The sequence below is a fragment of the Winslowiella toletana genome, from assembly GCF_017875465.1.
Classification (GTDB): Bacteria; Pseudomonadota; Gammaproteobacteria; order Enterobacterales; family Enterobacteriaceae; genus Erwinia; species Erwinia toletana.
Genome location: NZ_JAGGMQ010000001.1, coordinates 4,111,555 through 4,126,686, shown reverse-complemented (window position 1 = coordinate 4,126,686; position 15,132 = coordinate 4,111,555). Strand labels below are relative to the sequence as shown.

At 55.6% G+C, this 15,132-nt stretch carries 16 protein-coding genes; 9 read left to right on the top strand and 7 right to left on the bottom strand.

The window, feature by feature from the left end; translation table 11 throughout:
• Positions 1 to 120 precede the first annotated feature (120 nt).
• Entirely contained in the window at positions 121 to 1,782 is a 1,662-nt protein-coding gene (locus J2125_RS19260; protein WP_017802440.1) for an ATP-dependent nuclease, read from the bottom strand.
• 143 nt (positions 1,783 to 1,925) lie between these two features.
• On the opposite strand from J2125_RS19260, the gene J2125_RS19255 reads away from it, so the two are divergent.
• The 3 genes from J2125_RS19255 (at position 1,926) to ltaE (ending at position 5,743) form a co-directional block, all read left to right on the top strand.
• Positions 1,926 to 2,825: a LysO family transporter gene (locus tag J2125_RS19255; protein ID WP_017802439.1), complete on the top strand. Its 900-nt coding sequence runs from the start codon at positions 1,926 to 1,928 to the stop codon at positions 2,823 to 2,825.
• 134 nt (positions 2,826 to 2,959) lie between these two features.
• Complete coding sequence (gene poxB / locus J2125_RS19250) at positions 2,960 to 4,681, top strand: ubiquinone-dependent pyruvate dehydrogenase (RefSeq protein WP_017802438.1); 1,722 nt, start codon at positions 2,960 to 2,962, stop codon at positions 4,679 to 4,681.
• 60 nt (positions 4,682 to 4,741) lie between these two features.
• Positions 4,742 to 5,743: a low-specificity L-threonine aldolase gene (gene ltaE / locus J2125_RS19245; protein WP_017802437.1), complete on the top strand. Its 1,002-nt coding sequence runs from the start codon at positions 4,742 to 4,744 to the stop codon at positions 5,741 to 5,743.
• A gap of 60 nt (positions 5,744 to 5,803) precedes the next feature.
• On the opposite strand, the gene J2125_RS19240 is transcribed toward ltaE, so the two are convergent.
• Positions 5,804 to 6,625: an N-acetylmuramoyl-L-alanine amidase gene (locus J2125_RS19240; RefSeq protein WP_017802436.1), complete on the bottom strand. Its 822-nt coding sequence runs from the start codon at positions 6,623 to 6,625 to the stop codon at positions 5,804 to 5,806.
• The gene (locus J2125_RS19235) at positions 6,625 to 6,945 is read right to left on the bottom strand and encodes a heavy metal-binding domain-containing protein (RefSeq protein ID WP_017802435.1); all 321 of its coding nucleotides are present in this window, start codon (positions 6,943 to 6,945) and stop codon (positions 6,625 to 6,627) included. Before J2125_RS19235 ends, J2125_RS19240 begins: the two co-directional genes overlap by 1 nt.
• Before the next feature lie 100 nt (positions 6,946 to 7,045).
• On the opposite strand from J2125_RS19235, the gene J2125_RS19230 reads away from it, so the two are divergent.
• The 6 genes from J2125_RS19230 to J2125_RS19205 all read left to right on the top strand — a co-directional run bounded on the left by J2125_RS19230 (position 7,046) and on the right by J2125_RS19205 (position 11,512).
• The gene (locus tag J2125_RS19230) at positions 7,046 to 7,576 is read left to right on the top strand and encodes a lipoprotein (protein ID WP_017802434.1); all 531 of its coding nucleotides are present in this window, start codon (positions 7,046 to 7,048) and stop codon (positions 7,574 to 7,576) included.
• Positions 7,577 to 7,790: 214 nt separating this feature from the next.
• Positions 7,791 to 8,519, top strand: coding sequence for an arginine ABC transporter ATP-binding protein ArtP (artP, locus tag J2125_RS19225; protein ID WP_017802433.1), 729 nt, complete (start codon positions 7,791 to 7,793; stop codon positions 8,517 to 8,519).
• 14 nt (positions 8,520 to 8,533) lie between these two features.
• Positions 8,534 to 9,265: an arginine ABC transporter substrate-binding protein gene (artJ, locus tag J2125_RS19220; RefSeq protein WP_017802432.1), complete on the top strand. Its 732-nt coding sequence runs from the start codon at positions 8,534 to 8,536 to the stop codon at positions 9,263 to 9,265.
• A gap of 4 nt (positions 9,266 to 9,269) precedes the next feature.
• On the top strand, positions 9,270 to 9,986 hold the full coding sequence (gene artQ, locus J2125_RS19215) for an arginine ABC transporter permease ArtQ (protein WP_017802431.1): 717 nt from the start codon (positions 9,270 to 9,272) through the stop codon (positions 9,984 to 9,986).
• Positions 9,986 to 10,654: an arginine ABC transporter permease ArtM gene (artM, locus tag J2125_RS19210; RefSeq protein WP_017802430.1), complete on the top strand. Its 669-nt coding sequence runs from the start codon at positions 9,986 to 9,988 to the stop codon at positions 10,652 to 10,654. Before artQ ends, artM begins: the two co-directional genes overlap by 1 nt.
• A gap of 126 nt (positions 10,655 to 10,780) precedes the next feature.
• Entirely contained in the window at positions 10,781 to 11,512 is a 732-nt protein-coding gene (locus tag J2125_RS19205) for an arginine ABC transporter substrate-binding protein (protein ID WP_017802429.1), read from the top strand.
• Positions 11,513 to 11,527: 15 nt separating this feature from the next.
• On the opposite strand, the gene rlmC is transcribed toward J2125_RS19205, so the two are convergent.
• The 4 genes from rlmC to potH all read right to left on the bottom strand — a co-directional run bounded on the left by rlmC (position 11,528) and on the right by potH (position 15,126).
• Entirely contained in the window at positions 11,528 to 12,670 is a 1,143-nt protein-coding gene (rlmC, locus tag J2125_RS19200) for a 23S rRNA (uracil(747)-C(5))-methyltransferase RlmC (protein WP_017802428.1), read from the bottom strand.
• 51 nt (positions 12,671 to 12,721) lie between these two features.
• A complete protein-coding gene (locus tag J2125_RS19195) occupies positions 12,722 to 13,201 on the bottom strand; it encodes a YbjO family protein (RefSeq protein WP_017802427.1) in 480 nt (159 codons plus the stop codon).
• 120 nt (positions 13,202 to 13,321) lie between these two features.
• The gene (gene potI, locus J2125_RS19190; protein ID WP_209499524.1) at positions 13,322 to 14,167 is read right to left on the bottom strand and encodes a putrescine ABC transporter permease PotI; all 846 of its coding nucleotides are present in this window, start codon (positions 14,165 to 14,167) and stop codon (positions 13,322 to 13,324) included.
• A complete protein-coding gene (potH, locus tag J2125_RS19185; protein WP_017802425.1) occupies positions 14,164 to 15,126 on the bottom strand; it encodes a putrescine ABC transporter permease PotH in 963 nt (320 codons plus the stop codon). Before potH ends, potI begins: the two co-directional genes overlap by 4 nt.
• Positions 15,127 to 15,132: the final 6 nt, after the last annotated feature.

Here is a 15,132-nt window from a genome sequence, read left to right as displayed (position 1 = left end):
TCTTACTCATTCTGTACAACCCTACCGAAAAATGCCAGCCACAGAAGCTGGCATTTTTTTGCCGTAATTTACGCCCTGAGAATAGAGTTGGGGCAGTTTTACGCATTTCAAGCCTGTCGTCTAATCTGCCTGACCCCGTGCCAGCCACAGCACGCGACTAAACATCTGACGCAGGATCGGCGGAATCGAAGCGGTGCCCCGCTCGGCAGCGTCCATCGCCACGGCAATGGCTAATTCCGGTTTCGACGAGCGCTGAATCGCTTTGGCGATAATCCGGCGCAGATTCATCGGCACATTGTCAGGCAGATGTGCGATACGATGATAGACCTGATTAAAACCCTGCCTGTACAGAAAATGCTCCATATCCAGTGCGGGTAACTGGGTAAGATGATCACTCTCCACCTCATGCTGCGCACCAAACATGCTGCGCGCGGTGGCGGCGTACTTTTTCCCGGCCTCATCACCGTCGGTCAGCACATGCCACTCAATCCCCATGCGCTGCGCAAATTTCAGCAGCGGACGTAAGCCGGACTGGGCAAACTCAATCACCTTCACCCCCTCGGCGGCAAAATGGTGGCCACACTGACGCGCCAGCTCGTTCATGATCCAGACCTCGGTTTCCCCCTCCACCAGCAACCAGCAGCGGGCAAACAGTGACGACGGACGGCTGAAACGGATATGAAAGGCAATGCGCCGGCTGTCTTCCGCACTCATTATCCCCGGCGCCAGACGCCATGCCGCCACCCGCGTGGGTTCGCGCACCAGGCGACAGACCTGCTCCACCGGCACCTGCGACAGCAGTTCGGAAGAGTTGGTGGTGGTGATTTTCTGTAATGGCAGCAGCTCCAGCAAACCCCAGGCGACCGCCAGCATCGTCGGATGCAGCCGCGTTTCCGGATCCTCCACCAGCAGCAGTGGCCGCGCATCAGCATCCAGCCGGTAAGCGCCACGCGCCTGCGCCAGCAAGGCAAACATCTGCAGCACGATCAGTTGCCGGCTACGGCTGTCGGCATCGGCGATCAGCTGGTTAAGGTAGTTGAGGTAACGCCAGCCCTGCGGGGTTTCACGCGCATGATATGACACCCGCCCTCGCGGCGAACTCTGTTCCGGCGACTGCACGCTAAAGTAGTGCTCCAGCAACTGTTGCATGGTTTTCAGCCCCTCGCGCAACGCATGGTCACTGAGATGCTCAGGACGTGATACCAGATCGCGCGTCAGGGTATCAATTTGTCGTGCCAGTGCATCGAGATCGGAGGCATTCTGCGTGGCATCGGTCGCATGGCGCAGGCGACGGGTAAAGCGGGCATCGCGCAGGCGCAGCACCGGATGCAGCGCAATCAGCGCATGGACCTGCTGCTGATTGTCGGCGATGGGCTGCTGATTATGGTCGAGAAACTGGTGGCGGGTGGTTACCTGCTGCTGGTGATCAAGCTCGCCGGAAACCCGATACACAATATGCTGTAAACCGTCTGTACCCTGCTGCCACAGCGAATTCAGCGCCTGATAGCGTGGCGCCTGATGATGGCCAGCCTCACCTTCGCGAAAGCTGAAGGTTATCTGCAGATGACGCTCACGCTGATTAAGATTGCCTGGCGGGAAGTGAAAATCATTCGCCGTAAACTGATACAGCCCGGGCTGCGGAGCGAGTAACAGCGTCAGGGCATCAAGCAGACTCGATTTACCCCAGGCATTTTCACCAATCAGCACATTATTATTTTCCAGTATCAGCGCCAGTCGGTTAAGGCCGCGGAATCCCGTTATTTCGATGCTTTCCAGAATCATAGACGCATTTCCCCCCGCTTTTACTTGAGAATGGCTGCAACCTCTGAGCAGGTCAAGACTGGCTGCCGAACATTACTTTACTCTGCGAACTATTTTGGATAGCGTGTTGCCACTTTTGTATCTGACAAGGACGACCCGGCGCTATGTATTCGGGATTACTGATTATTCTTCTGCCACTGATTATTGGCTATCTGCTGCCGTTCAGGCGCCCCGCGTTATTACGGATGGTTAACCGTCTGCTGAGCTGGATGGTGTATGTGATTCTGTTTTTTATGGGTATCAGCCTCGCGTTTCTCGATAACCTGAGCAGTAATCTGCTGGCGATTTTTCATTATGCGGCGGTCAGCGTCATCTGCATCATCATCTGCAACCTGCTGGCCTTGTGGCTGCTTGAGCGCCGCGCGCCCTGGGCACATCAGCATAAACAGCAAACCCTGCCATCGCGTCTGCATATGGCGCTGGAGTCACTGAAGCTGTGTGGCGTAGTGATTATTGGTTTTGTGCTGGGACTGAGCGAATGGACGCCGCTGCACTATGCCTCGCAGGCCAGTGAATACGCGCTGATCCTGCTGCTGTTTCTGGTCGGCATGCAGCTGCGCGGCAGCGGTATGACCCTGCGCCAGATTGTGCTGAACCGCCGTGGCATGATGGTGGCGGTGGTGGTGGCGCTGAGTGCGTTGCTGGGTGGCCTGATTGCGGCGCTGCTGCTGGGACTGCCGCTAAAAACCGGGCTGGCGATGGCATCAGGTTATGGCTGGTATTCGCTCTCCGGCATTCTGATGACGGAAGCCTTTGGGCCGGTGATTGGCAGCGCGGCATTCTTTAACGACCTGCTGCGTGAACTGCTGGCGATTATGCTGATTCCGGGTCTGATCCGTCAGCATCGCAGCACCGCACTCGGCTTGTGCGGCGCCACTTCAATGGACTTTACCCTGCCGGTGCTGCAACGCAGTGGCGGTATTGAGATCGTTCCGGCGGCGATTGTGCATGGTTTTGTACTTAGCCTGCTGGCACCGGTCCTGATCGCCCTGTTCTCGTCATAATCCGCCGTCGTTGCGGGGCCAGCTGGCTCCGCAGCGACAATATCCCTTCACACTTTTCCCTTTCAGACGCCAGTCCCGTTTTGCTCCTGTCGACTATGCTTTTTCGAGCATTGCAAATAATCAGGAGATAAGGGATGAAACAAACCGTAGCGGCATTAGTGGCCAAAACCCTCGAAAGCGCGGGCGTTAAACGCATCTGGGGCGTCACCGGGGACTCACTGAATGGCCTGAGCGACAGCCTGAACCGTATGGGCACCATTGAATGGATGCCAACCCGCCATGAAGAGGTCGCCGCCTTTGCCGCTGGCGCTGAAGCACATATCAGCGGTGAACTGGCGGTCTGCGCCGGATCCTGTGGCCCCGGCAACCTGCATCTGATAAATGGCCTGTTTGACTGTCATCGCAACCGCGTGCCGGTACTGGCAATCGCAGCGCATATTCCCTCCAGTGAAATCGGCAGCGGCTATTTCCAGGAGACGCATCCGCAGGAGCTGTTCCGCGAATGCAGCCATTACTGTGAACTGGTATCCAATCCCGAGCAGCTGCCGCAGGTGCTGGCGATTGCGATGCGCAAAGCGATCCTTAACCGGGGCGTATCGGTAGTGGTATTGCCTGGCGATGTGGCATTGCAGGCCGCACCGGAAGACGCCAGTGCGGACTGGTATCCATTGCAGCCAGCAAAAGTCCTGCCGCCGGCGAAGCAGCTGGCGGAACTGGCGGCGGCGCTGAACGGCGCCGGTAATATCACGCTGATGTGCGGTAACGGCTGCGCCGACGCGCATGACGAGGTAGTGCAGCTGGCGCAAACCTTAAAAGCGCCGGTGGTGCATGCGTTGCGTGGCAAAGAACATATTGAGTACGACAACCCATACAGCGTAGGCATGACCGGGCTGATTGGTTTCTCCTCCGGTTTCCACGCGATGATGAATGCCGATACGCTGGTGCTGCTCGGCACCCGCTTCCCGTACCGTGCTTTCTATCCGGAGAAAGCCAAAATCATTCAGATTGATATCGATCCCGGCAGCCTCGGCGCCCATAGCCGCGTCGATATGGCGCTGGTCGGTGATATCAAATCCACGCTTACCGCCCTGCTGCCACAGCTGGAAAATAAACCCGACCGTGATTTCCTTGATAAGGCGCTGGAACATTATGTCGATGCGCGTAAAGGGCTGGACGATCTGGCTACGGCCAATGATAAACGGGCGATTCACCCACAATATCTGGCGCAACAAATTAGCCTGCATGCCAGTGACGACGCCATTTTTACCTGCGACGTCGGCACGCCGACCGTCTGGGCGGCGCGTTACCTGAAGATGAATGGCAAGCGCCGCCTGATCGGCTCCTTTAATCATGGCTCGATGGCCAATGCCATGCCGCAGGCGCTCGGCGCACAGTCGCTGGATCGCAACCGTCAGGTGGTGGCGATGTGTGGCGATGGCGGATTCAGTATGCTGATGGGCGACTTTCTCACCATCGCCCAGTTGCAACTGCCGGTAAAAATTGTGGTGTTTAATAACAGCTCGCTGGGATTTGTGGCGATGGAGATGAAGTCTGGCGGCTATCTTACCGACGGCACTGAGCTGAAAAACCCTGACTTTGCCGCGATTGCCGCCGCCTGCGGAGTTAAAGGCATCCGGGTGGAAAAAGCCTCAGAGGTTGATGCCGCGCTGGAACAAGCCTTTGCCCACGACGGACCGGTGCTGGTGGATGTCATCACCGCCAGTGAAGAGCTGGCAATGCCGCCGCAGATTAAAATGGAGCAGGCCAAAGGCTTTAGCCTGTATATGCTGCGCGCGATTATCAGCGGTCGCGGTGATGAAGTGGTGGAACTGGCGAAAACTAACTGGCTGCGGTAAAACATTGTTGAGTATCTGTTACGGACGCAGCGGCGTCCGTTTTTATTAAGGAGAGCAACAGTGGTCGATTTACGCAGTGATACGGTGACCCGTCCGGGCGCCGCCATGCTGGCTGCGATGATGTCTGCAGAAACCGGTGATGATGTTTACGGTGATGATCCAACAGTGAATGCGCTGGAAGCCGAAGCCGCACGACTGAGCGGCAAACAGGCCGCGCTGTTTCTGCCAACGGGTACCCAGGCCAACCTGGTGGCGTTGCTCAGCCACTGTGAGCGCGGCGAAGAATATATCGTCGGACAGCTGGCGCATAACTACAAATATGAAGCAGGCGGCGCGGCGGTGCTGGGCAGTATCCAGCCACAGCCAATCCTCGCCGCTGCCGATGGCACTCTGCCGCTGGATGTGGTCGCTTCAGTCATCAAACCCGATGACGCCCACTTTGCCCGTACCAAACTACTGAGCCTGGAAAATACCCATAATGGCAAAGTACTGCCATTAGCGTATCTGCAACAGGCGTGGGAGTTTACCCGTCAGCATCAGCTGGCGTTGCATATTGATGGCGCGCGTATTTTTAACGCAGTGGTGGAACAGAATGTCACGCTGGAAGAGATTGCCCGCTATTGCGATACCCTGACTATCTGCCTCTCCAAAGGTCTGGGGACGCCGGTAGGCTCACTGCTGTGTGGCGATGCCGCTTATATCAAACGCGCGCGCCGCTGGCGCAAAATGACCGGCGGCGGTATGCGCCAGTCCGGAATTCTGGCGGCGGCAGGACTCTATGCCCTTGAGCATAATGTCGCGCGTTTGCAGCAGGATCACGACAATGCCCGCTGGCTGGCCAGCCAGTTAACCGCCATTGGCGTCGATGTCCGCCGCCAGGATACCAATATGGTCTTTGTGCGACTGCCTGCGGAGCAGGTGCAACCGCTGCAAAGCTATCTGCTGGCGCGCGGGATTATGATCAGTGCTGGTCCGGTGACCCGGCTGGTCACGCATCTTGATGTTGATCGTCATGCGCTGGAGCAACTGGTGGCGCACTGGAAGGCATTTTTAGCTGGCTGATAATGCCACGGGCGGCAAGAACGCCGCCCGTATCAATGGTTTTCACCCTCACCGTCGCTATCAATCCCGCGGATACTTCTCAATCAGCGCTTGCGCAATTGCCTCGGTTTCTGCATCCGCCAGGCCACGATAATCCGTCTGACGGAAATGCATCTGGAAAGCAGCAATCACTCGCTGCTGCTGCTGTTCACTCATTCCCTCGGTCACCTGATAGCCATAGCGCGCCAGCAGTCCCAGCAACTTATCAACCGGCACGGGCTGTTGCGCATCGCGGCCATTCAGCCAGAAATGCACACGCGCCGCATCAGGCCAGGCGCCTAAACCCTGCTGTGCCAGCATCGCCCACGGAAACAGCGGGCCCGGATCCTGTTTGCGCTGTGGAGCAATATCACTGTGACCGACAATATTTTCCGCTGGGATCTGGTAGCGCTGCACAATATCGCGCATCAGCGGTTGCAGCACGGCGATCTGTTGCGCAGTAAACGGCGTCCACACCGGGCCGGTAAGATGCCGCTGCCAGCCGGCATTCACCAGTTCAATGCCAATTGAAGTGTCATTGATACGCGTCGCGCCGCGCCAGAAGCTGATGCCCGCATGCCACGCCAGTTGTGATTCCGGCACCAGTTGCCAGATTAGCGGCTCGCCTTGTTTCAGTGGTGGACGGTCCGGGATCAGATAATGGACGCTGACCTCGCGGTCAGTCAGGGTTGCCAGCGAACGGGGGAAATCTTCCGCCGTATAGTGAAGAACCAGCACTTTAATGCGTGGACGCGCGCCCAGCGCCGCATGGCGTGTATCCACCTGGTAACCGTCGCGTTGCTCGATACCGGGCGTCGAACAGGCGCTAAGCCACAATACCATCAGCAGCATCCAGTAGCGCATTAGCGGGTCTTAACTGCCGTACCACTGACGCTGACCATCAGCATACTGCTGTCTTTACCGACGGTTTCATAATCGATATCAATGCCGACGATAGCATCTGCGCCCAGTGCCTGCGCCTGCTCTTCCATCTCCTGAAAAGCCAGCTGGCGCGCCTTGCGCAGCTCTTTCTCATAAGCGCCAGAGCGTCCGCCAACGATATCGCGGATACCGGCGAAGAAGTCGCGGAAAATATTGGCGCCCAGAATCGCCTCACCGGTCACGACACCGCAATACTCAGTAATCGGTTGTCCTTCCAGCGTTGGGGTAGTGGAAAATTTCATCGTACTCTCCTTTTGTGCTTCATGGCCCGTAGGGTGAAAAACCGTGGCTATACTTTATGCTAAAAATAATGACTTGCCAGTTAACAATAAGGAAATAGAAATGAAAAACAGAGCCTTCGCCGTACTTTTACCGGCTGCGCTATTGCTGAGCGCCTGCACCACGGTTGAACCGGTTTATAAAGATAATGGCAGTCGCCTCGGCGCCTGCATCGATGGCGGGCCGGATACGGTGGCGCAAAAATTTTATGACTTGCGAACCCAGCAACCCACGCAGGGATTACTCAATGCGCAACAGCTGGCGCAGTACCGCCCTTATCTGAGCGATGCTCTGTATCAGAAGTTGCTGCAGGCGAATGCGAAAAGTGATAAACCGGCGGGCGATCTGTTCTCCAGCCTGCCAGCCGGCCCCACCTCCGCCAGCGTGGCCGATGCCTCCACTATTCCTAACCGTGATGCGCGCAATATTCCGCTACGCGTCAGTCTGAGCCGTGAAGGCGACAAAACGGTGCAGTGGCAGGATGAAGTGCTGATGGTGCAGGAAGGCAGCTGCTGGGCGGTGGATGATGTGCGTTATGTCGCTAACTGGCAGCATCCGGCGGGTGGCAGTCTGAGTCAGATTCTTGAAAAATAATGCATTATTAAGCGCGCCGCGATCCTGCGGCGCGTCAGGTTCATTCCCCCACGAAAAATCATCCCTTCCAGCCCGCCTCAGCGTTGCATTGCGCTATCTTGTGCTACGCTTTATTAACATCACTTATCATAAATAAATTTCAACGCACGAAGATTGCATAACTATGCTGTCGACGTTAAGATTCACGACATCAATTGCTATTCACTATTTGCGCATGAGTATTCAACTAAACGGTATTAACTGCTTTTACGGCGCCCATCAGGCGCTGTTCGATATTCAACTGGAATGTCCTGAAGGTGAAACTCTGGTTCTGCTCGGCCCAAGCGGCGCTGGCAAGAGCTCGCTGCTGCGCGTGCTGAATTTACTTGAGATGCCGCGTTCCGGCACCCTGAGTATTGCAGGCAATAACTTCGACTTCAGTAAAACCCCTGGCGACAGCGCCATTCGCGAATTGCGCCAGAATGTCGGCATGGTATTCCAGCAATATAATCTCTGGCCTCATCTGACCGTGATGCAGAATCTGATTGAAGCGCCCTGCCGCGTACTGGGTCTGAGTAAAGATCAGGCGCGCGCCCGCGCCGATAAGCTGCTCGATCGTCTGCGTCTGACTAAGTTTGTTGATCGTTTTCCACTGCATCTTTCCGGTGGCCAGCAGCAGCGCGTGGCGATTGCCCGCGCGCTGATGATGGAACCGGCGGTATTGCTGTTTGATGAGCCGACCGCTGCGCTGGACCCGGAAATCACTGCCCAGATTGTGACGATTATTCGCGAACTGGCGCAGACCAATATCACTCAGGTTATCGTCACCCACGAAGTCGAAGTTGCCCGTAAGACCGCCAGCCGGGTGGTGTATATGGAAAACGGCTATGTGGTGGAACAAGGCGATGCCAGCCGCTTTACACAGCCGCAAACCGATGCGTTTGCCAACTATCTTTCGCACTGATTCAGGACATAATGATGAAAAAAGTGGTACTTGCCGCGCTGTTAGCCGGATTAAGCCTGAGCGCGACCGCTGCGCAGACAATTCGTTTCGCCACCGAAGCCTCTTACCCGCCGTTTGAGTTCGTTGATTCTGACAACAAAATTCAGGGTTTCGATGTTGATCTGGCGAATGCGCTCTGTAAAGAGATCGACGCTGACTGTACCTTTACCAATCAGGCGTTTGACAGCCTGATCCCCAGCCTGAAATTCCGTCGTTTTGACGCGGTGATGGCCGGCATGGATATCACCCCGGAACGTGAAAAGCAGGTGCTGTTCACCAAAGCGTATTACGATAACTCCGCGACCTTTATCGTACAGAAAGGCAAAGTGACGGACGCCGCGGCGCTGAAAGGCAAGCGTGTGGGCGTGCAGAACGGCACCACGCACCAGAAATACCTGTCAGAAAAACAGACCGGCGTCACTACCGTGCCTTATGACAGCTATCAGAATGCGATTCTCGATCTGAAAAATGGTCGTATCGATGCGGTATTTGGTGATACTGCGGTGGTGAACGAGTGGCTGAAACAGAATCCAAACCTCGCGGCACTCGGTGATAAAGTTACCGATAAAGCTTACTTCGGCACCGGTCTCGGCATTGCGCTGCGTCAGGGCAACACCGATCTGCAAGGCAAATTTAATGCCGCGCTGGACAAAGTGAAAGCTGACGGTACTTACAAAACGATCTACGAAAAATGGTTTCAGCAGTAATTAGATGAGCGAACTCACTCCTCTGGCAAGCGCCGCGGCGATGACCGTCGGCCTTGCCGTTTGTGCTTTAATTGTCGGGCTGATTCTGGCGATGGTTTTCGCCGTGTGGGAATCGGCCCGCTGGCGTCCGTTAGCCTGGCTCGGCACCGGTCTGGTGATGCTGTTTCGCGGCCTGCCGGAAATTCTGGTGGTGCTGTTTATCTATTTCGGCGCCTCGCAGCTGCTGCTGACTCTGTCGGACGGTTTTACGCTTAATTTCGGTCTGTTCCAGCTGCCAGTGCAGATGCAAATCGAAAACTTCGATGTCAGTCCGTTTCTTTGCGGAGTGATTGCCCTGTCGCTGCTCTACGCCTCCTATGCCTCGCAAACCCTGCGCGGTGCGCTGAAAGCGGTGCCGGTGGGACAGTGGGAGTCGGGACAGGCGCTGGGCATGAAAAAGGCGGCGATATTTTTCCGCCTGATTATGCCGCAGATGTGGCGTCATGCATTGCCGGGGCTGGGTAATCAGTGGCTGGTGCTGCTGAAAGATACCGCGCTGGTATCACTGATCAGCGTCAACGATATTATGTTGCAGACCAAAAGCATCGCCACCCGCACGCAGGAGCCTTTTACCTGGTATATGATGGCGGCAGTGATCTATCTGCTGATTACGCTGTTCAGTCAGTTTGTGCTGAAACGCATTGAGCTGCGCACCACGCGCTTTGAACAGGGAAATAGCTGATGCTTGAGTATTTACCTGAGTTACTCAAAGGCCTGCATACCAGCCTGACGCTGACCGTCACCTCGCTGATTCTGGCGCTGGTATTGTCGTTAATCTTTACCGTGGTGCTGGCGCTGAAAGTGCCGCTGGTCAGCCAGCTGGTGAAAGGCTATATCACGCTATTTACCGGTACGCCGCTGCTGGTACAGATCTTCCTGATCTACTACGGTCCGGGACAGTTTCCGTCAATCCAGCAGATACCGTGGTTATGGCATTTTCTCTCGCAGCCGTGGCTGTGTGCGCTGCTGGCGCTGTCGCTAAACAGCGCCGCTTACACCACGCTGTTGTTCCATGGCGCGGTGCGCGCGATTCCGTCCGGTCAGTGGCAATCCTGTGCCGCGCTGGGAATGAATCGCAAAGATACACTGCGTATTTTGCTGCCCTATGCCTTTAAACGCGCTCTCTCCTCTTATTCTAATGAGGTGGTGCTGGTATTTAAAAGCACCTCGCTGGCCTACACCATTACCCTGATGGAAGTGATGGGCCACGGACAGCTGCTGTATGGCCGCACCTATGATGTAACAGTGTTTGCCGCCGCCGGTTTAATCTATCTGGTGGTCAATGGTTTGCTGACGCTGATGATGAGGTTGATCGAACGGCGGGCATTAGCTTTCGAGCATAGAAACTGATGAAAAGGCGCGTATATCGCGCCTTTTTCATTATTTATACACAAATATTGCATATTAATGCATTTAATGGCATCTTGTTGCTCGCCTCAGGGCAGAAAAATGATAATGAGAACAGGAGCCTGACCGATGAAAAAAGTGTTACTCGCCGCTTTACTTGCCAGTGTCGCCTTTAGCGCCAGCGCAGCGGAAAAAATTCGCTTTGCGGCTTCCGCTACCTATCCACCGTTTGAATCGCTGGATAGTAACAACCAGATCGTCGGTTTTGATATCGATCTTGCCAAAGCGCTGTGTCAGCAGATGCAAGCCGAGTGTAGCTTTACCAATAATCCGTTTGACAGCCTGATCCCGGCGCTGAAATTCCGCCGCTACGACGCGGTGATCTCCGGCATGGATATCACCCCCGAGCGCAGCAAGCAGGTGGCCTTTACTCAGCCCTACTACGCCAACTCGGCGGTGGTGATTGCGCAGAAAGGCAAATTCAGCAGCATTGAGGATCTGAAAGGCAAACGCGTGGGGATGGAAAACGGCACTACCCATCAGAAATTCCTGCAGGATAAGCATCCGGACGTCACAGCGGTGGCCTATGACAGCTACCAGAATGCGATTCTCGATCTGAAAAATGGTCGCCTGGATGGCGTATTTGGCGATACGGCCGTGGTTAATGAGTGGCTGAAAAGCAATCCAAATCTTGCTACCGTCGGCAATCATGTCACCGATGCGCAATACTTTGGCGCTGGTTTAGGGATTGCGGTGCGCCCGGACAATAAAGCGCTGCTGGAGAAACTGAACAGTGCGCTGACGGCGATTAAAGCTGACGGTACTTACCAGAAAATCAGCGATCGCTGGTTCCCGCAGTAATTTGCGTGGGCGGCGCTAACGTCGCCCCTGAGCCATTCGCTTCAGTAACGTCAGCACTTCGTAATGCGCGGTATGCGGAAACATATCAAACAGCTGTACCCGCTCAATACGATAGTTTGGCAGCCGCGCAATATCTGTCGCCATGGTCTGCGCATTACAGCTGGAATAGAGAATATGCTGCGGCGCCATCCGGCTTAAATAGTCACATAGCTCCGCGCCAATGCCGCGACGCGGCGGATTGACCAGCACCAGTTCCGGCACCGCGCCATTAGCGGTAGCAAACTGCGTTGAATCCAGCGCGGCAAACTGCACTTTCTCCAGTCCCATCATTTCCGCCGAACGGCGGGCGCAGGCGATAGCTTCGGCGCTGATCTCAATGCCGGTTAAGCTCATCTGCGGCGTGGCGCAATGCAGACCAAAACCGCCGACGCCACAGAACAGATCCCACATCTGCGTCACCGCCAGTTCGCTGGTCCAGGCGCGCGCGCTGGCATACAGTTCAGCAGCCACCAGCGGGTTAGTCTGGAAAAAGCTTTGCGGACGAATAAACAGCGGCACATGGTTTAACTGCTCCGCCAGCGCCTGATTATCGCTCAGCGCAATTTCTTCATCGCCTTCCATTATCGCCATATGCACCGGCTGGATATTGGCGGAGATCACGCTAAGTTGCGGTAGCTGCTGCTGTAACCACGGCAGCGCCGCTTTCAGCTGTGCCAGCTTATTGTGGGAACGCAGCACAAAACGCAGCATCAGCGCCCCCTGCTGGCTGCTTTGCGTCAGCAGGATATATTTCAGCTCACCGCGTTTGCGCGCCACATTGTAAGGCGTCAGACCCGCACGGGCGATAAATGGCTTCAGTTGCGCAAAAACGGCGTTAAACGATGCCGGATAGAGCGGACAGGCGGTCAGATCGACCGGTGTTCCATCACGATGCAGCATCCCGAGCAGCGGGCGTTCGACGCTGCCGCTCACCACCATTTTGGCTTTATTGCGGAATCCCTGCTGCGCCGAGATTACCGGCTCACGCCACTCAGCGGGCGCATGCTCAGCCAGCAGCTGTTCAAGATGGGACTGTTTTACGGAGAGCTGTTGTGGATAAGGGGTTTCCAGCCACTGGCAGGATCGACAACGATCCGCCTGATAAAGCGCGCAGTGCATGATAAAGCCTGTGTAGTAGTCATCACCTGAAAAACGGCGGGAATTATAGCATTATTTCTTGCGAAAAAACGCCCGACTGCTGGCAGGGGCAAACAGCAGTATCAGCACCACCAGATCGGGGATTTTTTGCAGTATCAGGGTATGGATAATTTCCGTATTGGTCGCGCCGCTGATACTGAAAATTTCCGGATAGACCCAGCCCAGCGACGCCACCAGCATATACAACATCACCACCAACTGGGTAATGGCATAGCCCCAGCGTCCCCAGTTGGCGCCGCGCATCAGTACGATGGCGCAACGCAACTCAATAAAGAAGATCAGCTGGCTGGCAATAAAGATCAACGTAGAGTCCCAGGCCTGCGCACTGCGGTGCACAAAATCAGCAATCTCTTCGTAGCCCAGCTCATTCGCCAGCAGCAGCACGCTCAGGCAGCGGGTGGCGATAATTGCACTACCGGCGATCAATACCGGTACAGGAATCGCGGAGCGCGGTTCAGTCATACTTTGCCCCGCTCTGAACAGATCCGACATCCACTTTCTCTCCTGCAGGCCCGGCGCTGGCGGACCAATGATCAACAAGAGCGGCCAGAAAGGCCGCTCTTTAAGGTTTATCCCTTTCGCTAATCATTATTTTGGCAAAATATTGTGCTTTCAGCCACGTCTTGCTTTCTGAATATCGCGAACCCGCTGCTTTTCTTCATGGGCCATAAAGCGCCAGGCGATAAAGCCGACAATACCGACCACAAACAGAATCAGCGACGCCAGTGCGTTGATTTCCGGATTCACCCCACGGCGTACCGTAGCAAAGATCTGCATTGGCAGTGTGGTTGCGCCCGGGCCGGTAACAAAACTGGAGATCACCAGGTCATCCAGTGACAGGGTAAAGGCCAGCAGCCAGCCGGTAACAATCGCCGGCGCAATCATCGGTACGGTAATGACAAAGAACACTTTTAACGGTGTGGCGCCCAGATCCATCGCCGCTTCTTCGATGGAACGATCCAGCTCACGCAGACGCGAGTTAATCACCACCGCCACATAGGCGGTACAGAACGTGACATGCGCCAGCCAGATGGTCAGCATGCCGCGATCGCTCGGCCAGCCGATAGCGTGTCCCATCGCCACAAACAGCAGCAGCAGCGACAAACCAGTGATCACATCCGGCATCACCAGTGGCGCGGTCAGCATGAAGGCAAAGCCGGTTGAACCGCGAAAACGGCCAAAGCGTACGATCACCACCGCCGCGATGGTTCCCAGCACCACCGCAGCGGTCGCGGCCAGCGCCGCAATCGACAGGCTGAGGGTCACCGCGCTGATCATCGCGTCATCCTGGAACAATACCTTGTACCAGTGGAAGGAGAAGCTCTCCCACACAGTGACCAGCTGAGAACGGTTAAACGAGTAGACCACCAGCAACAGCATTGGCGCATACAGCAGGCTGAAACACACCAGCAGAATCGCGGTGCGCCACGGCGAACGCACCGCAGGAAGATTATTCATGCTTTGTCTCCCATCTCTTTATTCTGATGCTTATGGAACCAGATAATCGGCAGGATCAGGATCAACAGAATAATCACCGCCAGCGCCGACGCCACTGGCCAGTCGCGGTTATTAAAGAACTCCTGCCAGATAATACGGCCAATCATAATACTGTCCGGGCCGCCGAGCAGTTCCGGGATCACGTACTCGCCGACCGCCGGGATAAACACCAGCATCGAACCGGCAATAATGCCGCCTTTCGTCAGCGGGACAATCACCTTAAAGAACGTTTTCAGCGGTCCGGCGCCGAGATCCAGCGACGCTTCCACCAGCGAATAGTCGATACGCGTCAGCGCGGTATAGATCGGCAGCACCATAAACGGCAGATAGCAGTAAACAATACCGATATACACCGCAATATTGGTGTAGAGGATTTCCAGCGGGTGATCGATAACCCCCGCCCACATCAGAAAATGGTTGAGAACACCGTTGTTATTCAGCAGCCCCATCAGCGCGTAAACGCGCACCAGGAATGAGGTCCATGACGGCAGAATCACCAGCAACAGCAGGATATTGCGCACCGACGGTTTACTCTGCGCCACCGCCCACGCCAGTGGATAGCCGATCAGCAGACAGATAATGGTCGAAATCCCTGCCAGCTTCAGCGACTGCAGGTAAGCATCGGCATAGAGTGGATCATCGGTCAGCTGCAAATAGTTGGCGAGATTCAGGATCAGGCTAAACTGATCGTCGGCCCAGCTAATCAGATCGGTATACGGCGGAATGGCGCGCGCCACTTCGGCGAAACTGATTTTCAGCACAATTAAAAATGGCAGCAAAAACAGCAGGATCAGCCACAGATAAGGCAGTGCGATCACCAGCTTGCGCCCATGTCGCAGCAACAAACGTCCGGGCAGGCCATGGACTGCCTGCGCGCTGACGGCCGCTGGTTCAGTGGATGTTTCGTGATATTGGCTCATACTTCC